Source organism: Paenibacillus sp. P3E (assembly GCF_001909045.1).
Classification (GTDB): domain Bacteria; phylum Bacillota; class Bacilli; order Paenibacillales; family Paenibacillaceae; genus Paenibacillus_AQ; species Paenibacillus_AQ helianthi.
Genome location: NZ_LVWH01000115.1, coordinates 33,790 through 59,788, shown reverse-complemented (window position 1 = coordinate 59,788; position 25,999 = coordinate 33,790). Strand labels below are relative to the sequence as shown.

18 protein-coding genes are annotated in these 25,999 nt (G+C 50.4%); 10 read left to right on the top strand and 8 right to left on the bottom strand.

All coding sequences use genetic code 11. The features are described from left to right. Positions 1-241: 241 nt before the first annotated feature. The 5 genes from A3842_RS11190 to A3842_RS11170 all read right to left on the bottom strand — a co-directional run bounded on the left by A3842_RS11190 (position 242) and on the right by A3842_RS11170 (position 6,091). Positions 242-1,780, bottom strand: a complete 1,539-nt coding sequence (locus A3842_RS11190) for a lipopolysaccharide biosynthesis protein (RefSeq protein ID WP_074101463.1) — start codon at positions 1,778-1,780, stop codon at positions 242-244. Next, positions 1,770-2,903: a polysaccharide pyruvyl transferase family protein gene (locus A3842_RS11185; RefSeq protein WP_074088811.1), complete on the bottom strand. Its 1,134-nt coding sequence runs from the start codon at positions 2,901-2,903 to the stop codon at positions 1,770-1,772. Before A3842_RS11185 ends, A3842_RS11190 begins: the two co-directional genes overlap by 11 nt. Further along, positions 2,900-3,955 carry a glycosyltransferase family 2 protein gene (locus A3842_RS11180; RefSeq protein WP_074101462.1) on the bottom strand — a complete coding sequence of 352 codons (1,056 nt, stop codon included), beginning with the start codon at positions 3,953-3,955 and terminating at the stop codon, positions 2,900-2,902. The genes A3842_RS11185 and A3842_RS11180 overlap by 4 nt, the downstream gene beginning before the upstream one ends. A 29-nt stretch (positions 3,956-3,984) precedes the next feature. Further along, on the bottom strand, positions 3,985-4,890 hold the full coding sequence (locus tag A3842_RS11175; RefSeq protein WP_074101461.1) for a glycosyltransferase family A protein: 906 nt from the start codon (positions 4,888-4,890) through the stop codon (positions 3,985-3,987). Between the two features lie 325 nt (positions 4,891-5,215). Further along, the gene (locus tag A3842_RS11170) at positions 5,216-6,091 is read right to left on the bottom strand and encodes an aldose 1-epimerase family protein (RefSeq protein ID WP_074101460.1); all 876 of its coding nucleotides are present in this window, start codon (positions 6,089-6,091) and stop codon (positions 5,216-5,218) included. A 422-nt stretch (positions 6,092-6,513) separates the two neighbouring features. Here A3842_RS11170 and A3842_RS11165 point away from each other — a divergent pair, with 422 nt between their 5' ends. The 8 genes from A3842_RS11165 to A3842_RS11130 all read left to right on the top strand — a co-directional run bounded on the left by A3842_RS11165 (position 6,514) and on the right by A3842_RS11130 (position 16,872). After that, a complete protein-coding gene (locus A3842_RS11165; RefSeq protein ID WP_074101459.1) occupies positions 6,514-7,740 on the top strand; it encodes a Zn-dependent hydrolase in 1,227 nt (408 codons plus the stop codon). A 318-nt stretch (positions 7,741-8,058) separates the two neighbouring features. Beyond that, a complete protein-coding gene (gene ald, locus A3842_RS11160; RefSeq protein ID WP_074101458.1) occupies positions 8,059-9,192 on the top strand; it encodes an alanine dehydrogenase in 1,134 nt (377 codons plus the stop codon). A gap of 208 nt (positions 9,193-9,400) precedes the next feature. After that, positions 9,401-10,078, top strand: a complete 678-nt coding sequence (locus A3842_RS11155; protein ID WP_074101457.1) for a response regulator transcription factor — start codon at positions 9,401-9,403, stop codon at positions 10,076-10,078. Between the two features lie 9 nt (positions 10,079-10,087). Next, positions 10,088-11,353: a HAMP domain-containing sensor histidine kinase gene (locus A3842_RS11150; protein WP_083609562.1), complete on the top strand. Its 1,266-nt coding sequence runs from the start codon at positions 10,088-10,090 to the stop codon at positions 11,351-11,353. Between the two features lie 137 nt (positions 11,354-11,490). Beyond that, positions 11,491-12,249 carry an ABC transporter ATP-binding protein gene (locus tag A3842_RS11145; protein WP_074101456.1) on the top strand — a complete coding sequence of 253 codons (759 nt, stop codon included), beginning with the start codon at positions 11,491-11,493 and terminating at the stop codon, positions 12,247-12,249. Positions 12,250-12,251: 2 nt separating this feature from the next. After that, on the top strand, positions 12,252-14,609 hold the full coding sequence (locus A3842_RS11140; protein ID WP_074101455.1) for an ABC transporter permease: 2,358 nt from the start codon (positions 12,252-12,254) through the stop codon (positions 14,607-14,609). A gap of 213 nt (positions 14,610-14,822) precedes the next feature. Further along, complete coding sequence (locus A3842_RS11135; protein ID WP_083606971.1) at positions 14,823-16,076, top strand: PucR family transcriptional regulator; 1,254 nt, start codon at positions 14,823-14,825, stop codon at positions 16,074-16,076. A gap of 49 nt (positions 16,077-16,125) precedes the next feature. Next, positions 16,126-16,872, top strand: a complete 747-nt coding sequence (locus tag A3842_RS11130) for a protein-glutamine gamma-glutamyltransferase (RefSeq protein ID WP_256701660.1) — start codon at positions 16,126-16,128, stop codon at positions 16,870-16,872. Between the two features lie 106 nt (positions 16,873-16,978). On the opposite strand, the gene A3842_RS11125 is transcribed toward A3842_RS11130, so the two are convergent. From A3842_RS11125 to A3842_RS11115, 3 genes are all read right to left on the bottom strand, one after another. Then, positions 16,979-17,269, bottom strand: coding sequence for an alpha/beta-type small acid-soluble spore protein (locus tag A3842_RS11125; protein WP_074088821.1), 291 nt, complete (start codon positions 17,267-17,269; stop codon positions 16,979-16,981). Between the two features lie 63 nt (positions 17,270-17,332). After that, a complete protein-coding gene (locus A3842_RS11120) occupies positions 17,333-18,952 on the bottom strand; it encodes a response regulator (protein ID WP_083606970.1) in 1,620 nt (539 codons plus the stop codon). Beyond that, positions 18,927-20,783 (bottom strand): cache domain-containing sensor histidine kinase, encoded by a 1,857-nt coding sequence (locus tag A3842_RS11115; protein WP_074101453.1) that lies wholly within the window; start codon positions 20,781-20,783, stop codon positions 18,927-18,929. Before A3842_RS11115 ends, A3842_RS11120 begins: the two co-directional genes overlap by 26 nt. A 127-nt stretch (positions 20,784-20,910) precedes the next feature. Here A3842_RS11115 and A3842_RS11110 point away from each other — a divergent pair, with 127 nt between their 5' ends. Continuing rightward, a complete protein-coding gene (locus A3842_RS11110) occupies positions 20,911-22,374 on the top strand; it encodes an ABC transporter substrate-binding protein (RefSeq protein ID WP_074101452.1) in 1,464 nt (487 codons plus the stop codon). 347 nt (positions 22,375-22,721) lie between these two features. After that, a complete protein-coding gene (locus A3842_RS11105; RefSeq protein WP_083609561.1) occupies positions 22,722-25,685 on the top strand; it encodes a beta strand repeat-containing protein in 2,964 nt (987 codons plus the stop codon). Positions 25,686-25,999 lie beyond the last annotated feature (314 nt).

Below are 25,999 nucleotides of genomic sequence, written 5' to 3'. Positions count from 1 at the left end.
TGCTCAAAACAAGCCAAATCGAACGAATTAGGTTACTTTTTTCCACTTAGCGCAGGGTCGGGACGGTGCCGGTTCAATGCCGGGATAGCGAGTGAGCTCTGTAGGGGAATGCAGCCCCGGTGCCGCTCTTACGCCGCCTGAATCCACGCAATGCAGCCCCGGTGCCACTCTTACGCCGCCTGAATGCCACGCAATGCAGCCCGCGCAGTATTTCCGTCAACACAGCTGAAGAGCTGCCGCCTTACGTCTGGCTGGCCGTGACCTTGCTGCGCTTCAGCTTGATCTTGGTTCTGAAACGTCTGGCGTAGCCCCAGGCGTAGAGGAACACCTCGCGTTCCATCAGGGAACCGGCGATGTAGTAGATGGGCAGGATGACCAGACCGAGTACTACACCCCATAGGATTACGCTGGTATAGGAGGTCATGCTGAGGTCGAGCTTGGTGGTGATGAAGACAATAGCCACGAACACGCCGACATTGATCAGCCATCTGCGGAAGGTGACCCAAGGGCTGCGCTCCAGAAGTACCCGGTTGGCGTACACTACGATATCGATAGAACGGTACAGCAGTGCGGCGATGGTTCCCATCAGCACACCGTAGATCCCGAAGAACAGGACGCAGATGATCGAAGCGCCCAGGTTGATGGCCGACTCCATAATCGAACGGAACTGGGTGTTGCGGAAATGTCCGGCGATTGTGATCAGATTGTTGGATGAGGTGCGGGCATTGGTCAACAGCTTGATCACCACGAACAGGACCGGCAGCCAGAAGTTGATATAGTTCACATCGTTGACACCAGCCGTATAGAGCCGCATGAACGGCAGAATGAGAATATATACGACGGTCAGGATCGAGAAGATCAGGCCCATGAAGTAGACCTCATACGCATCATAGAATTTGACAAAAGCCTCTTTGCCCTCATGATAGCTCTGTCCCAGCGCCGACTTCACACTTCCGTTGACGGTCTGGACGATGTTGTCGACAATCGTGAAGATCATATTGTACATGACGTAGATGCTGACCACCTTCAGGTTAGTGAAAATCGTCAGGATCAGCACATCGGTGTTGCGGAAGATCATATAGGAAATCTCATGCACCATCACTGAATTTTTCTGCCCGATGGCTTCAAAGTCCGGCTTCTGTCCAAGATCAATCCACTTGTAATAACGCTTGGAATAGATATAGAAGGCAATCATCTGCAGAACGGTCAGCGCGAAGAAAGACGCCTGTACGGCGATAATATCCACACCCTGCAGCAGCAGGATGATCCGCACTACATTGTTCAGAATGTTCGCAATCGTGACGATGGAGGTTTCAATATAGCTTTTGCCCTCGGCGATCAGCAGAACTCTGAATTTCCCCTGGTAGTAATAATTGATTGCTCCGCCCAGTCCCGAGAACAGGATAATCGCCATAATGCTCAGCTTGCTGATCTCCGAATGGATCACCAGCGGGTAGATGACCGCCAGCAGCACGACCGAGATGAAATAATAAATCCCGGTTTTTTTGTAGTAGCTGGAGGTGGCGGCGAGAATGGAATTAATATAGTTGTAGTCATTTTTGGCAACGGGCTTATATAGCGCCTGCAGCGAAGCTGCGCCGACACCGGCTTCGAGCAGGGCGAAATAGCTGATGATCTGCACGATGGACGCGATCAGACCGTTGGCTTCCGATCCATAATTGACCATGATCAGCCGGGGGATGAAGAAGCCGAGAATAATGGTGATGACCTGGCTCGTGAGCCCGAAGCCGAGGTTCAGCATGCTGCGTTTAGCTTTCATAACTTCTTCTCCCTTCCACAAGCGGTGCCGGTGAGAGGTAAGCGTCGAGCTGCTCGAAATGCTTCTCTGCCTGGTTCGCCTGGAGCGTCACATTCAGACTGTTCACAGCCATGCTCTCGAATACCTGCTGCGGAGTCACCTCGGCCAGATGCGCGAAATCCGTGTACAGCCCGCCGAAATGAGCGTCATTCATGACATTGATCATTTTGCCGCTGTACGCTATTGGATACACCGGTTTGCCGAATACCCAGCCGAGAATCATCGCGTGGAAGCGGGAAGCAACGATGAAGCGGGCACCCGCCAGCGCCGCGAGAATCTCATCCATATCTGTTTTGTAAAAGTGAACCTGTGTCTCACGCTGCAGTTCTGCGGGAATGAGGCCCAAAATCTGTCCGATCGCTTCCTGGTCGCCTTCATGCTGGCAGAACGACAGAAAATGCACGGCATAGCCCTGCTGAATGAAATGGATTGCAACATCTTTCATTTTTTCATAATAGAGGTTGTCAAAACCGCTCAGGGCTTTGGAGGAAGGCTTAATCACCGAAATGGCGATATACCGCCCTTCCGGGGCTTTTCCTGCAGCCTGATCATACTGGAGCTGAAAAATAATATCCGGTGCCATTCTGACATTGCCCAAATCCTTGAACAAATCATAGGAGTACTGTTCTCTGAATGAGACGTCGGCATATTCCTGGAAGATCCGCCGGTGCTCCGCATAATAGGCGTTATCGGTAAAAGGACCAAAGTTGGCGCCCATCAGATAATACGGTTTGTTTTTATTGCGGAGGCTCTCGTTATTCGCCACGTATTCGGTCCAGTGTTCGCCCTGCATGAAAATAGACCCGCCGATATGGACTGTGCCGTCCCCCTGATCCACCAGCATCTTCTGCATGAAGTTGGGATGCAGCTTCAGCTTGCGGAAGAAGTAGTTGATTCCCCGAAACAGGACAGAGTCCGATGCATAGACCTTGAGATTGTTCAGATCCTTGAACACCACTTTGTACAGCCGCGGGGCAATAAGCATGAACTGGGTGTCGGGATAGCGTTCGCACAGCACCTTGATAAACAGATCATCGCCGAGATTGAATTCCGTGTATGCGTAGATCATCATTTTCTTCTTCATATCTTAATGTCCTTTCTGCTAATCACGGCTTTGAGCTTCTGTTTGAACTGCAGCCAGCTGCGGTCCAGATGAACCAACCGCCCGTACAGGGACGGGGAAATTAAGAAGACCTTGATTTGAAAAGCTAGCTTACGGTCATCCCCCTGATATTTGCGCATGATCGCAAGCATCTCCTGATTCACGCCGGGGTAGGCGAGGTCAATATCATGAAGCAGCTTGCGGGTGCTGATGCCGCTTGTGCCGTTCAGGCAGGTCTTGAGATTGTAAAAGTAATTCTCGGTCATCTCGCGGTTCAGCAAGAGGCCGGATATCGTGTGGACCTCACTAAAAGGATGATCGCTGAAATATTCATCCACCCGTTTGAAGGCGGCGACCACATCGAATTTGTTCACATTATACGTCCCCGTGATCGAAGATGTCCGCTGCAGATAATAGGACAGCACGTCGGGGATCGAGATGACCCGTGAGGCCCTGGACAACGCTTTATAGATGAACTCCTGATCCTCTCCGTTCACACAGCGCTCGGTATACGAGATGCCGTTCTCCAGCAGAAAGCTGCGTTTGAAGGCGATGCTGCCGGTCCAGATTCTCAAGGATTTATGCACAAAAATATTCTTCAGCGCTTCGCTTCCCGTAGTGTCCCCAGCGTCTGAAGTGAAGCTCACGATCGTTGACCTGTCCTCGCGGACCAGGTTATAGCCCCAGCAGAGAATATCCGTCTTCCCGTCCGTCGTGCAGGACTCTACACGCTGTACCAGACTGCTGTCCGCATAATCATCGCCGTCCAGGAACAGCACATAGTCTCCGCTTGCTGCGGCCAGCCCTGTATTTCTGGCGGCACTGACCCCGCCATTAGGCGTGCGGATCAGCTTAGCCTGCAGAATGGGACGGCTTGCGAGCATCTCCTGGGCAACCTGAGCCGTACGGTCCTTGGAGCCGTCATCCACCAAAATCAGTTCGAACCGCTTCTCGCTCTGATCCAGGAGTGAGTTCAGCAGGGGCTCAACATAATGTTCTAAATTGTACATGGGAACTACAATGCTTAGGCTCATGCGGCCACTCCCTTCCTGAAGCAGTGATTTTACCTCGCGGTCTGCCTGGAGAAGATTTCCTTCAGCCCTTTTTTGTAGCCGTTAATGGCGGCGACATTCTTCTTAGGTTGCTCCCGGAGAATGAGGTAGAGCGTGGTCCAGACGAGAGCGAGATATCCGACAGGACCTGATTTCTTATCCTTCAGCAGATATACATGGTTCAGTACCCGGGTATAGGCCACATCTTCGAGGTTATCTCTGGAGGCTGGTGACTCATGATGCAGGAGCTTCAGTTCGGGATTGATATATAGGGGGCCGGATTTGCGGGCGATGCGTGACATGAGAATGTCCTCACCGACGCTGTAGCTTTTGAGCCAGGGCACAGGTCCCAGATCCTTGATGGCCTCCTTCTTGAACGACATGTTGCAGCCGTGCTGGAATTCGGTCTTGAAGATCTTCCTCGCCTTATGCCAATTGTACATGGAGCCTGCCTGGCCGCTTAGGGAGAGCTTGCCGCTTGATAAAGATTGCTGAAAAGACAGCAGGCAACGGATCGTGCCAAGGAAGCTGTTGTGCATCCCGATGGCAATGCCGCCAACCCCTGCGCAGTTGGGATAGTCGAGGTAGGTTTGGTTCAGCGTGGACAAGTAATGAGCGGGGATTTCGACGTCATCATCAAGGAACAGGATTTTATCCATAGTGGACAGCTCCACTGCCTTGATCCGGGACAGCCATAGCCCCCGGTCCGTCTTGCTGTGATAGATAAAGGGATAACCGCACGCGGTAAGTAACGTTTCGAATTCGCCCAGGACTTTTTCAGGTATGGCACCGTCATCTATAACGATAACCTCTATGGGGCAGGTCCGGCCTATGTCCTGATTAGTTATAGAATGAATGCACCGTGTCAGGTCCTGTACCCGATTCCTCGTGCAGATAACCACTGACAATCCTTGCATATACTCCACTCCCTTATCCAATTCTCCCATTCTATGTTTGATAATATAACTTGGGATTATAAGCTAACTTAAGCTTACTATTGGCAGAGAAAGGTTGTATATACTACTTTAGTTTACTTATTGAATATCACGGAGCAGGGAATGAAGGGCAAAAAAATGCCCTGATTTCATGTGGTGGTGCTGAATATTTTTGTCAGAGTAATTAGCGGAAATGGACCAGACGCGAGGCATAATGAAGGCGGAGAAACGCTTAGTCAATAAAATCATATCAACAGAAAAAGGCCGTAGCACCTGAAAGGTGACCTACGGCCTTTTTTTGGCTTTTTTAATTGATTTCGATCGTTAATGAGCTGGCGAAAGTTGCTCCTGGTTCCAGGGCGATTACGCCTTCTTTGTCCTGCAGTTCGCCGTCGAACGTATCCCTGTCCGCAAATCCATGCCAAGGTTCAATGCAGAGAAAAGGTGCATTCAGCTTCTGCCAGATGCCGAGATCCGGGAAGCCTTCGAAGGAGACGGCCACGCTTTTTGCGGTAAGCTTGCTCTTCAGCGTGATCTGCCGGGAGGCTACATTCTGGAAGACCAGCGCGTCGTCCTTGAACATCTCATGGGTTAATGGAAGGATGCGCCCGCCCTTCAGCACTGGCTCCGATTGGCCGCTGATCCGCAGGCCCGCACTATTCAGAAATTCCCGCTCCAGCGTCTCGGTCTCGGAGAACTCAAGTACATAGTCGCTGAAGCTTCCATTCTCATCCAGCGGGCAATTGAAAGCAGGGTGGGTGCCAAGCTGGAAGAAGATATCCTGCTGATCAATGTTTTCTACCCGGTAGTCCAGCTTAAGCGTGTTTTCATTCAGCGTGTATGTAATATACAGGTTGAATTGGAACGGATAGCTGGCTAGGGTATGCTCGCTGCTGGTGAGCCGGAATACCGCGCGGGACTCACTTGCTTCAACAACTGTGAACTCGCTGCGTCTGGCGAAGCCGTGATTGGCAAGCTTGTACACCTGTCCTTGTACCTTGATCTCTCCGCTGCGGACGGCGCCGATGATAGGGAACAGGACCGGAGAACGGCCTGTCCAATAGGCGGCATCTCCACTCCAGATATATTCAGTGCCTGTATCCTTTCGGGTGAAGCTGACAAGCTCCGCCCCCAGGGTACTGATCTCAGCCTGTGCTGAGCTGCTGCGCAAAATGGTGTTCAAATGATTACGCCCCTTTCACAATGGTTGGCCAGCCCTGTCTGCTGCTGACTGCTGTTCATATTCTATCAAACTTCTGCTGAACCGATGTAACACATCGTGAACAATTCCAAAAAATAATTATTACAGTGTGTAAAATGACAATCAGGCGGAATGGTATAACATATATAGAAAGCAAAGATTCTGTATAAAACGGCCTTATAAAAACGACAAGGTGAAAGTTACGGAGGGGAAGTTTGGAACTGGAGGAGCGGTAGCGTCCGCCTTTGTCTACGGATTTCCACCGCTAATAGCGGTATAAATCAAGAAATCTGTAGACAACAGCGGCTGGAAGTCCAAACATTCACCGTAGTGACGAATAACACCGATCGAACATCTTAAGCTCGTTTTATATAACTAAGCGTTCGAAGCGGAGGGATAGGGCCATGCAGCTGAAGCAAATATTCGTGAACGGTGAGAGATTGAAGAATACGATTGAGGCCTTTGCCGATTATGGGCGTACGGAGAATAATGGAGTGACCCGGCTGTCGCTGTCGGAGCAGGATGTGAAGGTGCGGAATTACTTCGCTGCGTGTTGTGAAGAACTGGGGATGACGGTCAAAGTAGATGATATGGGAACGATGTACGCGACGCTTGAAGGGACGGAAGCAGGCCCGCCTGTAGTGATCGGCTCCCATCTGGATACGGTCAAGAAAGGCGGACGCTTCGATGGCGTGCTTGGGGTCATCGCCGGTCTGGAAGTGGTGCGCACCTTGGTGGACCATGGGATCAAGCCGCGCCTTCCAGTGACGGTAATGAATTTCACCAATGAGGAGGGTGCGCGCTTCGAGCCTTCCATGATGACTTCCGGCGTGCTCTCCGGCAAGTTCGATAAGGCAGAGATGCTGAAGAAGAAGGACCCGGAAGGGACGACCTTTGCGGAAGCGCTGGAAGCGAGCGGATATGCGGGGGATGCTGCGAACCGGATCAAGGAAGCAACTGCCTATCTGGAGCTGCATATCGAACAAGGACCCGTGCTGGAAAAAGAAAACCTCACCATCGGCCTGGTTGACTGCGTCGTCGGTATGGCCTGTTATGAGATTGAAGTGACGGGCGAATCCGACCATGCTGGGACCACACCGATGGATATGCGCAAGGATGCGCTGTTCGCTGCCACCGACCTGATTACCGAGCTGCGCCGTAAGCTGGGGGTGCTCGATTCCGGGTTGGTCTTCACCATGGGCCGGATGAATGTGCTGCCTAATATCCATACGGTGATCCCGAACCAGGTGATCTTCACCGTTGAAGCCAGACACAAGGACATGGACATTGTCCGCACGGTAGAGGATATCATTGACGGCCTGCCTGAAGTGCTGCTGGGTTGTACGGTCTCGAAGACCAAGCTGTGGGGCCGTGATACCGTGTGGTTCGACCCTGAAATCTGCGCTTTGGTGGAGCAGGCGGCATCGACCCTAGGCTACTCCAGCAAAAAAATGGCCAGTGGTGCAGGGCATGATGCCCAATTCGTGGCCGGTTTCCTTCCGTCAGCCATGATCTTTGTGCCGAGCGTAAACGGAAAAAGTCACTGTGAGGAAGAACTCACCTCCTATGAGGAGTGCGAGCAAGGTGTAAATGTCGTACTGGAAACGGTGCTTTCTGTATTGGCTAAGTAATGAATGTGATGAAACATGACGCGGATATGAAGACGGAATGGAAACCTTATGTGAATAGCGGCACCTGGTTTCTTACCTGCTATATTTAGTTCAGTTCCAAAAGACACCGGCGACGGTGTCTTTTGTTGTCTGTTTGATGATGGTTTTGTCAGTTATACCAATGGTTACGGTGTTCAGGTATAGGGTTTTTACCCCCTGCATTGTGTTAAAACACAATCATGGCAGATAATGTTTTTCTTTTTACTCAAATTGCAAAAAGAATTACTATGTTATCATTCTTTACATAAGAGGAATCACAACAGACGGGAGCGATGAACAATGATTATTGGAGTGCCTAAGGAAATTAAAAATAACGAAAATCGTGTCGCTATTACCCCTGCAGGAGTCGTAAGTCTGGTAGGTGACGGGCATCAAGTGCTGGTGGAGGCCGGAGCCGGATTAGGCAGCGGATTCCCGAATGAAGAGTATGCCGCAGCCGGTGCTGAACTGATCGCTGAAGCTGCTGCGGTATGGGCGGCTGCGGAAATGGTCATGAAGGTTAAAGAGCCGCTGGAAAGCGAATATGGCTACTTCCGTCCTGGACTCATCCTCTTCACCTACTTGCACCTGGCTCCAGAGCCAGCTCTGGCTACCGCCCTGAAGGACAAAGGCGTGTTCGCTATCGGATACGAAACGGTTGTCGACGGACGCACATTGCCGCTGCTGACGCCGATGAGTGAGGTAGCCGGGCGGATGTCCGTGCAGCTCGGCGCACAGTTCCTGCAGAAGAACTACGGCGGACAAGGCATTCTGCTCTCCGGGGTTCCCGGTGTCAGCAGAGGCAAGGTCAGTATTATCGGCGGGGGTGTAGTGGGTACCAACGCAGCCAAGATGGCCATCGGCCTCGGCGCCGAAGTGACGATAGTTGACCTCAGCGCAGACAGACTGCGCCAGCTGGATGACATTTTTGGCGCACAGATTCATACGCTGATCTCTAATCCTTACAACATTGCCAAGGCTGTAGCCGAAGCGGACCTGCTGGTAGGTGCAGTGCTGATCCCGGGTGCGAAAGCGCCGAAGCTGGTTACTGAAGAAATGGTCAAGGCGATGAAGCCCGGCTCTGTCATTGTAGACGTAGCGATTGACCAGGGCGGGATCGTAGAAACGATTGACAGGGTAACTACTCATGATAACCCGGTATTTGAGAAATACGGCGTACTACACTACTCGGTAGCCAATATGCCGGGCGCTGTAGCCAAAACTTCGACCATGGCTTTAACCAATGTTACGGTTCCTTATGCGCTGCAAATTGCTAATAAAGGTGTGTTCAAGGCGATTGAAGACAATGCAGGCTTGAAGAGCGGCGTCAATGTAGCCAATGGCAAAATCACCTGCCAGGCCGTCGCAGAGGCTCTTGGGGAAGAGTACTACACGGTAGAGAAAGCAGTAGAGCAAGAGTTCACTCTGATCTAAAGCAAGAGAAGTAGCTATAGACAGAAATCGAGGGGTAACAACCATTCAGCAGTCCGGAGAGCAATCGCCGGGCTGTTTTTTTGCTCTTTTATTCGCGGGCCAGAAGACGCTTGGGGACCACCTCCCCAAAGCGTTTTTAATTTTGACCCTATTTTCAATATGCTATAATAGCTTCTGTTATTCGAGTTTATTTGCGGGAGGAAAAAGGATGTTAAAGTATGACTGTTTAATCGTTGATGATGAAGAAGCGCTATCAAAAAGCACCTGCAAATACTTTAATATGCTTGGCGTGAAAACCTTCTGGGTAGCTGATGAACAGGCATGCTTTGAGTTTTTTACGCAAAATAAAGCTGATTTGATCCTGCTGGATATTAATTTAGGGCAACAATCATCCGGATTTGAAATATGTAAAAAACTGAGAAGTACTACCAATATCCCGATATTGTTTATAAGTGCACGAACAAGTGATGACGATGTGCTGCTTGCACTGAATATCGGTGGTGACGACTATATCCAAAAACCGTATGCACTCAGTATTATTTTGGCCAAGGTAAAAACGGTATTAAAAAGGTACAGGGGCGATGTTGATGTTTTAAGCTTTGGGAGTTTTACAATGGATCTAATCACGGAAAAGCTTATGAATGATGGTTGCGAAATTAAATTAAAGGCCATGGAATATAAGCTGCTAGCCTATTTAATCCAAAACAAAAATCGCCCGCTTACTAAAGAAGAATTGTTCTCAAACGTTTGGAACGATGCGATTACGAGTGACGGAACTTTAAATGTCCACATTCGCAAACTGCGTGAAAAAATTGAAAAGAACCCTAATGAGCCGCATTACATCAAGACGATATGGGGGACCGGCTATGCATTTGAAGCCGACTAGGGGTGGGAGATGAGCATCAAAAAGGTAACGTTTTTGGCTGTAGCCATTCTATTCATGGGCATTGGTGTCATTCTTTTTATTTTTCGCAGCTTAAATGAAGCAGGAATCGATGTTGTTGCTGTGAATGATATTACACAATCGCTTGCTGAACATTGGGGTAGTCAGGAGCAGTCAGAATTACCAAGCCGGCAATACGGACTGGAATATACTGTACTGGATAGCCGCGGCGATCTGGTTGGGGCCACAAGGCGTGGATTAAGTGAGGATATTGACTCTGCAATTCATAACCGGGATACGATTGTGGATATTACGCGAAATGGCACGGTTTTGGGGAAAGTAATTATTTTTAATAATACAAGCGAGCTATGGGAGAAATACAGGAACAACCTGCTTGTTTTTTTTGGAGTGATTATCATGTTTATCACTTTATTTTGTTTGATCTATGCAGTATATATCGACAGATCGATTTTTCGTCCGTTTCGTAAACTGCAGGCCTTTGCGCGTCATGTGGCAGAGGGCAAGCTGGACATGCCGCTCGAAATGGAAAAGGGCAATGGGTTCGGTGCATTCGCAGAAAGCTTTGACCTGATGAGAGAGGAACTTGCGAAAGCGCGTGAGAATGAAAGAATGGCGAATCAGAGCAAAAAGGAGCTGGTAGCGTCACTTAGCCATGATATAAAAACACCAGTCGCCTCGATTAAGGCTGTCTCCGAGGTTATGATTCTGAATTCGGTTATTGAGGATGACATCAATCAGCTGGAAGTGATTAATTCAAAAGCTGACCAGATCAATACACTGATCACGAATTTGTTCAATGCTACATTAGAAGAGTTACAGGAGCTGAATGTTACATTAACGGAGGAGTCGAGTACAGTACTGGGGGATTTGATCCAAAATGTTGACTATTATAACAGAGCTGTTGTATCGTCTATCCCTGAATGCATTGTGCTTGTAGATCTGCTTCGTCTTCTGCAGGTCGTTGACAATGTGATAAGCAACTCCTATAAATACGCGGGTACATCCATAAGTGTATCGGCAAGCATCAAAGGACAATATCTGGAGATCGAGTTCAAAGACTATGGCCATGGGGTCTCCCCGGAGGAAATCCCACTTTTATTAAATAAATTCTATCGCGCCAAAAATGCGGTGGGCAAAAGCGGAACAGGGCTTGGCTTGTACATTGCAAAATACCTGATGAACAAAATGTCCGGAGATATCAATTGCAGGAATACGGATGGCGGTTTTGTGGTGATCTTAAGATTACATATCGCGTAAAAAGATTTTAGAATTGGTTAAGAACTGTCTAAAGACCCGTTAAGAATTTATACGCTAAGATAAGACTGTAAATAAAACTTTAACTGCTCCACATGCAGTAAGTTTTAACAGTCTTATTTTTATTAGGGGGCCCAATAATGAGTCAAGTAATTATAACGACCGACAAGCTTAGCAAATCGTTCTCCAGCGGAGGCATGCAGCAGCATGTTCTTAAAAATCTTGATTTGGAGATACTATCCGGGGATTTCACTGTCATCATGGGTTCATCCGGCGCGGGGAAATCCACGCTTATGTATGCCTTATCAGGTATGGATAAGCCGACGCTCGGCTCCATCACATACTTTGATCAGGAAATCGCAAAGCTGTCCAATGATAAGCTGGCGGTGTTCCGCAGATTAAATTGCGGATTTGTGTTTCAGCAAATGTTCCTGCTCGATAATATGAGTATATTGGACAATATTCTTGCCGCAGGACTGCTTGTCAGTAATGACAGAAAGGCCATTACAGCAAGGGCAAAAGAACTGCTTGCACAGGTGGGATTAACAGAAACGATTTGGAGTAAATTTCCTACCCAATTGTCCGGCGGAGAAGCGCAGCGTGCTGCGATTGTGCGTGCATTAATCAACCAGCCAAAGGTTGTTTTTGCCGATGAACCCACAGGTGCCCTTAACTCCGCGTCTGGTAAGGCAGTACTTGATGTGCTGACCGATCTTAACAGCAGGGGGCAAAGCATTATCATGGTTACCCATGATTTGAAATCCGCAAGAAGAGGAAACCGGATTTTATATATGCGTGACGGTGTTATTCATGGCATTTGCAACTTAGGCAAATACGTAAGCGGCGACAGGGAGCGGCACGGCAAGCTCCAGGCCTTCCTCACTGAAATGGGGTGGTAACGTTGCGGAAATTAGCTATGCTCAGCTTTGCGAATATACGAAAAACCAAAGGACACACGGTTTCACTATTGCTAATGTTCCTCATTGCCGGATTGCTGTTAAATGCGGGCTCGCTCGTGTTTGTGAATTTTGGCAGTTTTTTTGAAAAAGTCACCAAAGAGCTTAAGACCACTGATGTGTATTATATCATGCCAAGTCATTTATATAACGGAGAGGTAGATAAGTACATCAGAAATAATAAAAATGTATCAAACATGCAAAAAGAGGAAGTAATATGGGCTCAGGCATCCATTCCTTATAATGATGATACACGCGAGATTAGTTTTATTCTAAATGATGCAGATAAAGAACGTGATTTCTCTAAATGGAAATTTGTTGGCGAGCATTTACCACCTGATTCAATGTCGATTTATGTGCCGTATCTATTGAATATTGACGGTGGATACAAGCTGAATGACAAAGTTGAAATGAAATTTGATGATGCAGCCCTTACATTTACAATAAAAGGTTTTACAGAAGATGCCTTCTTCAGTTCTCTTGATACTATAAATTTAGGAACTTATTTGCCCCATGAAACCTATGAAAAAGTTGTACAAAAGCTGGGTGACAAATATAGTGCAACACTTATTTTTGCTGATCTTGATAAAGTAAATAATGAAGTTGAAACAGGGATAAGAGAATTAGTACAAACGGATCAAAAGGCGACTCTTGCTATGGTAGAAGATACCAGCACATTGTCCAGCTCGGATATAGAACTGTTGAGAACGTCCCGTACTTTTATGTCAAGTATGGTGTCGGTAATGGCGATGGCTTTCGCTTTTATTATCGCAATCGTATGCCTTATTGTGGTCCGGTTCAGAATTGGGAACAGCATAGAGGAAGATATGAGCAAAATCGGGTCTCTAAGGGCGATCGGGTATACCAGCAGACAAATTATATTGTCAATTGTAATGCAGTACATGCTTATTGCCTTGGTTGGCAGTATAGCAGGCATATCGTTATCCTATTTAACAACGCCAGTACTTTCTGATATTTTTGCACATCAATCCGGGCTCATGTGGGTGCAAGGCTTCGATGGAGCAATCAGCAGTATTATTCTAAGTGCAATTTTATTCGTTGTTATCATTGTCTCTTTCATTTCTTCGGGACGAATTCGTAAGCTTAATCCGATTGTAGCCTTAAGAGGCGGAATCACAACCCATAACTTCAGGAAAAATTATTTGCCGCTTCATAAGTCAATAGGCAGTCTGCCGGTTGTTCTCGGGTTTAAATCCATGCTGCAAAGCAGGAAGCACAGCTTCATGATTGGAGTTATCCTTGCTGCTGTATCTTTTGCCAGTACATTTGGTGCTGTGATGTTTTATAACACCGTCATTGATACACAGGCATTTGCAAAGACTCCCGGAATCGAACTTTCAAATGCGGTGGCTATTTTGAATTCGGATGCGGAACAACCAAAGCTTGTGGATAACATTAAAAACATGAAGAATGTAAGAAAAGTCCAGTATATAGATGAGTCCAAAGTTAAAATAGAGAACTATGATGTAACTGCTTATGTGATGGAGGATTTTTCTACAAAAGAAACAAATACCGTCTTTAAGGGCAGATATCCGCTCCACAGCAATGAAGTTGTACTTGCCGGTATCTTAGCGGATAAGATGGACAAAAAGATCGGTGACCGTGTAATGATAAAAGTCGGCGCTAAGCAGGCCGAATATATGATCACAGGCCTATCTCAAGGTGCGAATATGGGCGGAATGAATGCGTCTATAAGATGGGACGGCATCCTTAAGGTGAATCCGGACTTTAAACAGCAGAGCCTGCAAATCTATTTGAACAAAAATAGTAAAGCTGATGAATTTGTAAACAAGCTTGAAAGCGACTATGGAGATTCAATCGTAACATCAGTAGATATGGATAAAATTATGGACGATGGCATGGGCATGTACATATCGATTGTCTCGAAGCTTGGTATGGGTATGATGGTTATAACCATAGTTGTTGTGATTCTTGTTCTTTATTTTGTTATTATTTCATCGGTTATTCGTAAGAAACGTGAACTGGGTATACAAAAAGCGATTGGTTTTACAACCTTCCAGCTAATGAATCAGCTCTCGCTTGGGTTTTTGCCGCCTATCATTATAGGCGTATTGTTCGGAAGCGCAGCTGGAATTACCCTAACCAACCCACTCATGTCAGTGGCGATGCGTGCTATGGGGATTATGAAGGCACAATTTATTATCGCGACGTCGTGGATTAGTTTGTTTGGAGTGGCACTTGTCGTTGTCTCTTACTGTACTTCGATGCTGATTACTTACCGCATTCGTAAAATATCCGCGTATGCTCTGGTAAGTGAGTAAGATACCCCTGAATATAGCAGTTTGAAATAGACGAGTAATACAAAGTTGGAAATACGATTTATGTCAGAAACGGGTGCCGTCCTTTAACGACGGTACCCGTTTCTACTTGACCACCAGGCAACCATCCCCTATAGTCAGCCGCAAAGCTGCGGGATATAATGAAATCACTTATCGTACAAGATTTCGGCTATTCTTCAGGTTGGGGTGGGGACATTGACAGATTCAGAGCCATCATTTGATCGTTTTTTTGACAGTATGGAATCCCTGGCGGATACCCTCAGCGAATCGCTTCAGTCGCAGGTGACGATTGAGGACAGCAATCATCACGTGATCGGATACAGCTCCCACCAGTTCGAGAGCGATCCCGCGCGCATCTCCACTATTATCGGTAAGCGGGTGCCGAATACGGTCATCATCGGCTTGCGCAAAAAAGGCGTGATGCATCAGCTTGAACACACCGCGCATCCGATCCGCATTCCGGCAGTCATGGAGGTGGGGCTTGGGCCAAGGCTGGCGATGTGCATCCGGCATCAACAGGAGATTCTCGGCTATATCTGGGTGGTGGACAGAGGCAATCTGGCCGAGGGGCATGCGGAACGCATTGTGGAGAAGGCTGCCGGGATTGCCGGGCGTTATCTGCTGAAGCAGCGCGGCTGGAAGACCAGGCAGGAGAAGGCGCATGAGGATTTCTTCTGGAAGCTGCTGACCTCGCATTACGAAACGGAATCGCGTATCCGCCAGGAGGCTGAAGGTTCTTCAATCCTGTTGCCGGAGAGCTATTATATCGGGGTGCTGGAGAGTGACAAGACGATCGACGACCGCTTTGTTCAGCGTTTCCGCCAACGGATGGAGGCGGGTGCCAATCAGCGCCTGCTGTTTCTGACTGCCGAGCATAACCGGCTAATTATTCTGTTTTCCTTTCTGTTTCCGGTAGAAGGAACAGAACTGTTATCTTCGTTCGTGCAGCACCTGCTGCAGGAGCTGAGCCGCAGCGAAAGCTGCGTTCTGACAGCAGGCTGCAGTCCGGGCTACCGGGAATATACTTCGGCTGCGGCTGCATACCGGGAAGCACTCACCATCCTGGAGATCAAAAAACTGCTGCCTTATCATGCCCATCACCTGCTGCTGTATGAAGATCTCGGCTTCTGGGCGTATATTCCGGCCATTCTGGAGCAGAAGCGCAGCCGGACGCGCAAGAGCTCGCTGCTCTCTCCACTGAAGGCGCATGACCGTGAACACAAAAGTGATTTGGTCAAAACCATTGCCGTCTATTTGACGCTGAACGGGAATCTTAAGGAATCTGCATCCTTTCTGCATATCCACACCAACACCCTGATGTACCGGCTGAACCGGATTGCTGAAATTACAGGCCGAAGCCTCAAGGAAACGGATTACCGCACTTCAATCTATCTGGATCTTCTGACGGAGGAGACCGCTCAGGTTAACGCCTGGTTTCAGGAGAGTTAAACTGCCGTGCACCAACCAAAGGCCCGACACGTACAATAACCTATCTATTGTGACAGGAAAGGGGAAATGGATAGTGGCCTTTGGATATGATAATCCAGGTTCGGGATTCGAACAGAAGATGAGGGAACGCATTATTGAAACAGCCATAGAGATGAATACTGGCGGTACAGACTTTTCCACATTTAAGAATTCCCGCTGCAACCCAAAATATTGGATACGTACGGAGAATGGAGGATTCCAGCTTCGCAGCGATGTCACCCCGTCGGCGGCAATCCAGGATATTTTTAGTAACGGACAGTTGTACGCTTTCGAATGTGCCATGGCGATGGTTATGATTCTCTACAAGGCGACCATTGATATGATCGGGGAAAATGCGTTTAATCAGCATTTTACGGACCTGTTCCTGTGGGATTGGAACTATGACAGCAATCTGCGGATGATCACTACCTTTGATCCGTCAGAAATGCAGCCGGGGGATGTCGTGTATTTCAAGAACCCGGACCATGACCCGGATAAGCCGGAATGGCAGGGGGAAAATACAGTGCTGCTCGGTAATGACAGCTACTATGGACACGGGCTGGGGATTAAAAGTGCGGAAGGCATCATTAGGTCCCTGAACCGCGAAAGAGTCCCGGGCAGCCGGACCTCGGCTTATCTCACGGATGAAGGACTTCACCCGGATTTTGCTTATCTGCAGACCTTGTCCAGCCGGTCGGTGCGGGGTTCGAAGGGCAGCGGCGATGCGCATCAGAGGATTTTCTCCAGAATTGGGGTCAAATCGTACATCACTAAATAGAAAAGGACGGGGCATCTGCCCCGCCTCAAAGGTATTTGCAACAGGCAGGCGGGCAGCAGCACCGGTGGCTATGCAATGGACATAACCAGCTTAGTCCCATGAAGGATTACTTGTTCTGCTGCTCCGTATTCGCCAGCTGTTCCTGGGCAAGACGGATCATTTCCCGAACCATGGACCCGCCAATTTTGCCGCCGATCTGACCGGCCGATTCTGTAGTCAGTGCTCCGTTGTTACCGTGCTGCAGAGGGACGCCCAGCTCTTTAGCCACTTCGTACTTCACGTCATCCGGCCGGTCCGGATTCACGGTATAGCCTTCCTGCTTCATCACATTGGCTTTTAAAGTCTGCATTCCCTGTTCCACTCCGGGCACCGCATATCTTCGGTTCCTTCTTGCCATCCTGACTCACTCCCCTGATGTCTTTGCCCTTAATTTGCCCGGAAGGACAACTGTTCATTCTGGCTACTTGTCGGAGCGGTATTTAAGCGGATGTTTTCCGACAATCTTTTTGAATACTGTACTAAAATAATGGGGATTCTCGTAGCCGACCCGTTCAGCAATTTCCATGACCTTGAGATCTGTGGAATGCAGCAGCTCCTTGGCCTTATCGATTCGGATTCTGGTAATGTAGTCCGTAAGGGTCTCGCCGGTTTCTTTTTTGAAGATCAGGCTGATGTAGTTGGGGGTCAGGTAGACCTCCTCGGCAATTCGTGCAATGGACAGCTCATGAGCGTACCCCTCCTGAACAATGGCTCTGATCCGGTTGATGGTTTTGCTGTTTCTGGAGGTGTTTTTCCCTGCCACATAAGTGCTGAGATCATAAAATAGCGAGAGCATATAGGCTTTTAGCCCGGATATATTCTTCTGCTTGTAGAGTGTGTCCATGATGGTCAGCCGGTCCTGCAGCACCTGCTCGATGTCCTCATCCAGCTCATAAAGGGCGCTTGCAGACGTAAAAATCATCTCGGCGCAGATGCTCTGCACATAATCGATTTGCAGCTTGGGGGCGGCCACCCGGTCGAAGAGCTTCTCCAGCAGTTCCATGACTTCTTCGGTATGGCCCGCCTTCAGCTCATTCATCAGCCTCGCATGGAATTTATAAAAAAAGGTACTCTGCAAAGTCTCCGTAGCGGACTGAATATCCTTGATATCCAGAATGGAACCATGGCCAGTATAAAAGGTATGCACCAGCGCGGCCATCGCATCCTTATAGGAGTCCTCAAGCTCACTTGCGGTGGGGCAAGCCCGGCCTATGCCTATGGACGCGTCCAGCCGCAGATATTGCTGAATGCTGCCCATGATTTTTTCACAGAGGCTTGCGATGCCGCCAGTGTGGGAAGAAGTAGACGTATCCGGGCAGAAGATGATGATGAATTCATTTTCGCTGGCGACAAAAGAGATTCCGCCGGGCGGACTCTCCAGACATTCGGTGATGATGTTCTGGATCGCAAAATACAGCAGCTGCTTATTTTCCTCCGAGAATTTGCCGACCGCGGTCTCATAATCATCCAGCTGGAGCACGCCTGCCGTCAGGACATCCCCCTGTTCAAAGGGAAGCCGGAAATCACTGATCTTCTCCCAGAGCTCCCGTTCATCCCGGTATAGTCCCCCCACCCAGTTCCGGAGGAATTTCTCGCGGATCAGCGGCATGTGGTTCTCTACTTGCTTCTTCAACTGCTCGACATTCATCTGGTGGTCTTTCTCCTGACGCAGCCGGTTGACGACTTCATGAAAGACCTCCCGCAGCTCGGGCAATTTGACTGGCTTCAGAATATACCCCTCGGCATTGACCTTCAGGGCAGTTTGGGCATAGGAGAAATCCTGGGCGCCGCTGATAATAATGATTCGGGTCCGGCAATTCCCGGCCTTCAGCTTCTCTGCCACCTCCAGGCCCCCCAGCATGGGCATCATAATATCCGTGAATAAAATATCAGGCTGAAGCTCCATACATAACTCATAAGCCTCCTGCCCGTCTGAGGCCTCACCGATGATCTCGATGCCGAACTCCTCCTGCCAGTTGAATACATGGATCAGACTTCTGCGGATAAAGGGCTCATCATCCGCTACGATCATCGTCAACATCTTCCATCACCTCGTTCCATGTAGTCACAACCGGAAACCGGACTAGAGCCAGGAGGCCGCTCTGGTCTTCGGTATTGGCATAATACCGGATGCCGTAAGATTCGCCGAAAAACTGCTGGATTCGGGTATGCACATTACGGATGCCGTAGGATTGATTCCCCGGATGCTGATCCGTCAGCAGCTGATTCAGCCGCTCTGGATCTGCACCTGCCCCATCGTCAAAGACGGACACACAGAGAAGGTCCCCGGACCGCTCCACCCGGATGCGGATTTTGCCTTTTCCCCGCCGTTTCTGGATTCCATGGATAATGGAGTTCTCTACGAGCGGCTGAAGACTGAGCTTGACTACCAGACATTCCTCCAGCACCCGGGGGTCGGTCTCCTCCAGCTCATACTCCAGCTTATCCTGGAAGCGGAACTGCTGAATCTGCAGGTAGCTGTCCACCTGCCGCAGCTCATCGCGCAGCGGGATAATATTCCGGCCTTTGCTCAGGCTGTAGCGGAAGAAGTCGGACAGCGAGGTTACCATATTGCTGATCTCGGGAATGCCATGATTGATGGCAATCCAGTTGATTGAATCCAGCGTGTTATATAGGAAATGCGGATTGATCTGAGCCTGAAGGGTTTTAAGCTCGGCTTCTTTTTTGCGTAATTCGGTCACATAGAGCTTATCGATCAGCGCTTTGATCTGCTGCAGCAGCTTATTGTAGCGGTTGAACAAATAGGAAAATTCGTCTTTGCGCCGGTAGCGGATAATGATATTGAAGTTGCCGCTCTCGGCATGGGACATGGACTGAATGAATTTGCGGATGGGAGCGGAGATATTCTCCGACAACAGCAGAGCCATCATGAGTGAGATCAGCATACAGATACCGATGACGATGTACATGACACGCTGAAAGGAGGCTAGCTCTCCATTAAGCTCGCTCACGGGTGAGAAGGAAAGGATCGTCCAGCCGGTTTCCGGGATTTGGGTATAGGAGACCAGCATCTTCTCCCCCTGGATTACCTGACGGAAGGAATGGAAGGTGCCGCTGCTGCCTTCAGGGAACTTCATGTAGCGGTAATAGTCTTGGGTACTGATGTTCTGTCCAAGGAGTGACGTGTCCGGGCTGACTGCAATTGTTCCGGTCTGGTCGGCGATGTAAATCCGGCTGCCTGCCGTAGGTTTGTAGTGTTCCAGCAGATTATCGAATTCTGTCACGGGAATATCAATGGTAAGGAGGCCTACATAGGGCAGTTGGGCATGCCGGATGCCAAACAGGCGCTTTGCAAATTTAAGGGTGAACTTGGAATCCAGGGAGCTGAGCCCAACCACCGTGAAGTCGGATTTGGCCGGAATGCCCAAATACCACGGCTTCAGTGAAATCTGGTCGATATTAAACACCCGTCTTGAGAAATTATACTGCGTATATTCCGGACGGTTCAGCATATATAGCATAGGGACGAAGCTGCTTCCGGAGGTTCCGCTGCCGGGAAAGCTCTCCAGGATTCTGCTCAGCGCAGCCAGCTCATTAATAATTCCTGTGCTGTCTGTCGGTCGGTTGGCGGAGATCAGGTCGGCGAACTCCGTATTGAGGTATAGAGAAATCATGGATTGATCCGCAGCGGCGAAACGCTGAGCGAGATTATCCTGAACCAGATTCAGGTTGTTTTCGATCGATGTATTGACATTGCGGGTGATAATATCCGCTGATTTGTTATATACCGTAACGGAGATAATGGTGGTCGGTAGAAGGACGAGAAAGAGGAAGTAGAGGATAAGTCTGCTGCGGATGCTGAAGTTGTATAAGAAGAGGGTTTTGGACAGAGTATCGAATAATTTCTTCATCTGAGCCCCCTTCACACTGCGGATAATCTTCGCTTGCCATTTAACGGGTATTAATGGAAAATACCATTCAATAGATGGTATACATTGTAAAACGGGCGCGTTACGCTGTCAACGCAGGAGGTGAGGGATGAAACGGCTGTTATTCTATATCTTCGGCCTGTTGCTATGCGGGCTTATCGTATATGCCATCGCCTATGACCGTCCGCTGCTGGTGGAGTTTAATTCAGAGCCGGTACCTGAGGCGGCTCCCCCGGTTCAAGTACGGATTGCGCTGTACGACTGGACAGAGAATCTGGAGGTGAAGAATGCGATCCGGAAATTTAATCAGAGCAATCCGGACCATATTGAAATTGTAATGATGAATCTGTCCACGGATGCCTACGATGACACGCTCAACATGCTGATGACTTCGGGTCAGGGGCCGGATGTGTTCAGCGTGGATAACAGCTGGCTGGCTACCTATGTGAACAAGGGGTATCTGGCCAACCTGAACTCTTATCTGGACCCTGCGGATCTGAACAGATTTCCAAAGTGGGCTAGAGATTACGCACGCAGCTCTCTGTTTAAGGGAGGGATCTATTTCCTGCCCTCCAGTATTGAGACCGTGCGCCTGATCTATAATAAGCAGCTATTCCAGAGCGCCGGACTGGATGCGGAGCATCCGCCTGTCACTTTCGCTGAAGTGAAGCAGGCTGCGGCCAGGATTAGCCGCGCCGGGGTCGGCGTGAACAAATACGGCTTCGCGCTGGCCGCCGGAGACAGCCAGGACAGTCTGCAGACGGGGCTGGAAATGTCCAATACCTACAGCGGGGTGTATCTCTATAATTACCGGACCGGACGTTATGATCTGAGTGTATATGCTCCCTGGCTGCAAATGCTGCTGGATATGAAAGCAGAGGGCAGCCTCTATCCCGGAGAGACTTTGCTGAAGCGGAACGGTGCGCTCAGGCAGTTCGCCGACGGCAACATCGGCATGATGTATGCAACCAGCAAAGATTATGTGAAATTGCAGGAATATATGCCTAAGGATGATTGGGGGGTGGCTCTGCCGCCTGTAATGACTTCGGCGAAGAAGGGCAGCGGCGCGCTTATGATGATTCCGCATTCGCCGCTGGCGGTAAACAGCAGCGCACCTGACTTGGAAGCGGCGGTGAAGGTATGGAAGTTTCTCCAGTCTGAAGCTTTTCTGACCATTCTGTTCCAGCAGGCCTTGGCCCTGCCGGTGGTAGACGGGATCGCAGATCTTCCGGGCCTGGTTCCGGGGCTGGGCCATTTCAAGGAGTTTTACCCGACGGCTGAGGAGTCCATTTATCCGCTGGCTCCGCAGATTATGGACCAGTACGATCCGAATACCGTCTCGGTGGAACCCCGGGACTCGGGCGACCGGCCCCGTATGCAGCTCTATCTACAGATCCTTTCCGGCGGCATTAGCGTGGGCGAAGGCCTGCGCGCGGAAAGTGACCGGCTGAATCAGATGTTGGATATTGCGGCGACCGGTTATTCTTTTAAACGTGAGGAGTACATGTATCCGAATTTCAATCCCCGCACTCCTTTGCAGGGGGAGAGCCAGTTGAGCGCCGGGAAGGAGTAGGAGGGGAACAACTATTAGTTCTGCTACAGGAAAGGACTGCTTCTAGAGGCCGTATTGATATGGCCCGGAGACAGTCCTCTTTGCTTCGTCCCTAAGAAAATCCGCACCGCCCGATTATTGATACTTGGCCACTTGGAGCCCGTGCTGCTGTCTCTGGTCGCCTAGTGGGATAGACAGGTTGTGCATAAGCTTGCAGTTCTTACGTCCACACCGCATGTAAGCCGTTCGAATATTACTATATAAATCACTTTTTGTGCTGCTAGAGTTCCTGGGAGAATTATTGGAAGCCATTAAGCAGTGCCAGCAGAGATGTGAAATCCAAGGAAAAGGAAAAGGAGAATGAAGAAATGACCTTTTTATCAACGGGCCCCATTGAAAACAATGCGGTCAGTGGTGCAAGACCCACGCAGTCAGTGACAGTCCGGATTGACAACCGGAGTGATTCAGAAGCCTCTATAGTCTCGATTCAAGGCTACTATATGAGTGGTGGTGTACGGAATTTGTATGTCAGCCAATCCTTGAATCTGGCTGCTAATCAAGTAGTAACAAACAGCTATTTTGCTGATTTGGATGCATTTGAGTTTCTCTTCACAACATCAAGTCCAAGCCCGGCAGATGATCCTGTACAGATCTCATTCTGGGGAAAGAGCAGCACGGGGCAATTAGTGGCTGCGCATCGTCTGGTATCCTCTGAATTGCTGGGAGAAGTCACGGGGATCACCGGTGCTACCGGTGCCACTGGAGCGACAGGTGAAACTGGAGCAACTGGGGTTGCAGGAGTAACAGGAGCGACCGGGGTAACGGGAGCCACTGGAGCTACGGGTGTGACAGGAGCGACAGGTGAAACTGGAGCAACTGGGGTTGCAGGTGTGACGGGAGCAACTGGTGTAACGGGAGCCACTGGAGCTACGGGTGCGACAGGATCGACTGGTGAAACCGGAGCCACTGGAGCTACAGGTGTGACAGGAGCGACCGGGGTAACGGGAGCTACAGGCGTGACAGGAGTGACTGGTGAAACCGGAGCAACTGGGGTTGCAGGTGTGACAGGAGCGACAGGTGAAACTGGAGTCACTGGAGCTACGGGTGTGACAGGAGCGACTGGTGAAACTGGAGCGACTGGGGTTGCAGGTGTGACAGGAGCGACCGGAGAAACGGGAGCCACTGGAGCCACAGGTGTGACAGGAGCGACTGGTGAAACCGGAGCAACTGGGGTTGCAGGTGTGACAGGAGCGACTGGAGAAACGGGAGCCACTGGAGCTGCGGGCGTGACAGGGGCGACTGGAGAAACGGGAGCCACTGGAGTTACGGGCGTGACAGGAGCGACTGGTGAAACCGGACTGGCTGGAGCTACGGGTGTGACAGGAGCGACTGGTGAAACCGGAGCCACTGGGGTTGCAGGCGTGACAGGAGCGACCGGGGTAACGGGAGCCACTGGAGCTGCGGGCGTGACAGGAGCGACTGGTGAAACCGGAGCAACTGGGGTTGCAGGTGTGACAGGAGCGACCGGGGTAACGGGAGCTACAGGCGTGACAGGAGCGACTGGTGAAACCGGAGCAACTGGGGTTGCAGGTGTGACAGGAGCGACAGGTGAAACCGGAGCCACTGGGGTTGCAGGTGTGACAGGAGCGACAGGTGAAACGGGAGCCGCTGGAGCAACCGGAGCTACAGGAGCGACTGGTGAAACCGGAGCCGCTGGAGCAACAGGCGAGACAGGAGCGACCGGGGTAACGGGAGCAATTGGAGCTACAGGTGTGACAGGAGCGACTGGGGTAACGGGAGCCACTGGAGCTACAGGTGTGACGGGAGCGACAGGAGAAACCGGAGCCACTGGGGTTGCAGGAGTAACAGGAGCGACCGGGGTAACCGGAGCCACTGGAGCTACAGGAGCGACTGGTGAAACCGGAGCCACTGGGGTTGCAGGAGTGACAGGAGCGACCGGAGAAACCGGAGCAACTGGGGTTGCAGGCGTGACAGGAGCGACAGGTGAAACTGGAGCAACTGGAGCTACGGGTGTGACAGGAGCGACTGGTGAAACGGGAGCCACTGGAGCTGCGGGCGTGACAGGAGCGACAGGTGAAACCGGAGCCACTGGGGTTGCAGGTGTGACAGGAGCGACAGGTGAAACCGGAGCCACTGGAGCTGCGGGCGTGACAGGAGCGACAGGAGAAACCGGAGCCACTGGAGCTACGGGCGTGACAGGAGCGACCGGAGAAACCGGAGCAACTGGGGTTGCAGGCGTGACAGGAGCGACCGGGGTAACGGGAGCCACTGGAGCTACGGGTGTGACAGGAGCGACCGGAGAAACCGGAGCAACTGGGGTTGCAGGCGTGACAGGAGCGACCGGGGTAACGGGAGCCACTGGAGCTACGGGTTTGACAGGAGCGACAGGTGAAACCGGAGCAACTGGGGTTGCAGGTGTGATAGGAGCGACAGGTGAAACTGGAGCCACTGGAGCTACGGGTGTGACAGGAGCGACAGGTGAAACCGGAGCCACTGGAGCTACGGGTGTGACAGGAGCGACCGGGGTAACGGGAGCCACTGGAGCTACGGGTGTGACAGGTGCGACAGGTGAAACCGGAGCCACTGGAGCTACGGGTGTGACAGGAGCGACCGGAGAAACCGGAGCAACTGGGGTTGCAGGCGTGACAGGAGCGACCGGGGTAACGGGAGCCACTGGAGCTACAGGCGTGACAGGAGCGACCGGAGAAACCGGAGCCACTGGAGCTACAGGCGTGACAGGAGTGACCGGGGTAACGGGAGCCACTGGAGCTACAGGCGTGACAGGAGCGACCGGGGTAACGGGAGCCACTGGAGCCACTGGGCCAAATGTTGCAGCGGAAGGGTTCTCTGGGCTTCTGCCAACATTTTCAACCAGTGCAAGTACTCAGCTTGCCGGCTGGACGGTGACGTCACCGTATTACGACAGCGCCTCGTTTAACGAAACAACGGGGAACTACACGGTCCCGGTTACGGGCCGGTACTCTTTTGAAGCTACCATTAACTACTCTACCACTGCAGCCATTTCGGTTGCGTTAGGGGCGGGGATCAACCCGGCATTTGTGATCCGGAGAACTTCTCCTGTGACTACAGATTTGGTAACCGGACTGTTCCCTCTGCTGAATGTGAACATTGCCCTGCTGTTGACCCTGAGAACGATCTTGGGCAATGGGACAGTCACCTTGACGGGTGAGTTTGATCTGACAGCAGGAGATGTGATCGGCCTCTTCTATGAGGCGGATGGTTTAACGGTTCCGCTTAATCTGGGAGGCGCCTCCTCGGGCGTGATCTGGTCCGTCCACAGATTTATCTAATGCTGTCATAAGAAGAACTGAGTTATTAGCTGCAGCCAAAAGGGGCCGACATCCATGGGGTGAAGGCCTCTTTTTTGAAAGATAAGAATGTATATGTTTCTCGCTATAAATTATCCTTCTCTTTCTCGCTGAAACGGATGCCGTCCTTATAAGGACAGCGTAGCCGTCGTTTCCACTTGCCTGGAAGCAGCTATCACCAAACTCTGTAGATTATCGAACTTTTATTATAGATGACCTTATTTAGCATCTGCCGCTCTCCGGGTACACTTGAAACATGGAAGAGAGAGACTGCTGAAGGAATCAGGAGGCGTAAG

Bases quoted from the DNA above. Each gene is read 5' to 3' on its own strand.
- A3842_RS11165 (WP_074101459.1), top strand. From the start codon at position 6,514: ATGCAGCTGAAGCAAATATTCGTGAACGGTGAGAGATTGAAGAATACG.
- A3842_RS11115 (WP_074101453.1), bottom strand. From the start codon at position 20,783: ATGAAGAAATTATTCGATACTCTGTCCAAAACCCTCTTCTTATACAAC.
- A3842_RS11155 (WP_074101457.1), top strand. From the start codon at position 9,401: ATGTTAAAGTATGACTGTTTAATCGTTGATGATGAAGAAGCGCTATCA.
- A3842_RS11185 (WP_074088811.1), bottom strand. From the start codon at position 2,903: ATGAAGAAGAAAATGATGATCTACGCATACACGGAATTCAATCTCGGC.
- A3842_RS11125 (WP_074088821.1), bottom strand. From the start codon at position 17,269: ATGGCAAGAAGGAACCGAAGATATGCGGTGCCCGGAGTGGAACAGGGA.
- A3842_RS11190 (WP_074101463.1), bottom strand. From the start codon at position 1,780: ATGAAAGCTAAACGCAGCATGCTGAACCTCGGCTTCGGGCTCACGAGC.
- A3842_RS11150 (WP_083609562.1), top strand. From the start codon at position 10,088: ATGAGCATCAAAAAGGTAACGTTTTTGGCTGTAGCCATTCTATTCATG.
- A3842_RS11180 (WP_074101462.1), bottom strand. From the start codon at position 3,955: ATGAGCCTAAGCATTGTAGTTCCCATGTACAATTTAGAACATTATGTT.
- A3842_RS11120 (WP_083606970.1), bottom strand. From the start codon at position 18,952: ATGTTGACGATGATCGTAGCGGATGATGAGCCCTTTATCCGCAGAAGT.
- A3842_RS11110 (WP_074101452.1), top strand. From the start codon at position 20,911: ATGAAACGGCTGTTATTCTATATCTTCGGCCTGTTGCTATGCGGGCTT.
- ald (WP_074101458.1), top strand. From the start codon at position 8,059: ATGATTATTGGAGTGCCTAAGGAAATTAAAAATAACGAAAATCGTGTC.
- A3842_RS11145 (WP_074101456.1), top strand. From the start codon at position 11,491: ATGAGTCAAGTAATTATAACGACCGACAAGCTTAGCAAATCGTTCTCC.
- A3842_RS11175 (WP_074101461.1), bottom strand. From the start codon at position 4,890: ATGCAAGGATTGTCAGTGGTTATCTGCACGAGGAATCGGGTACAGGAC.
- A3842_RS11105 (WP_083609561.1), top strand. From the start codon at position 22,722: ATGACCTTTTTATCAACGGGCCCCATTGAAAACAATGCGGTCAGTGGT.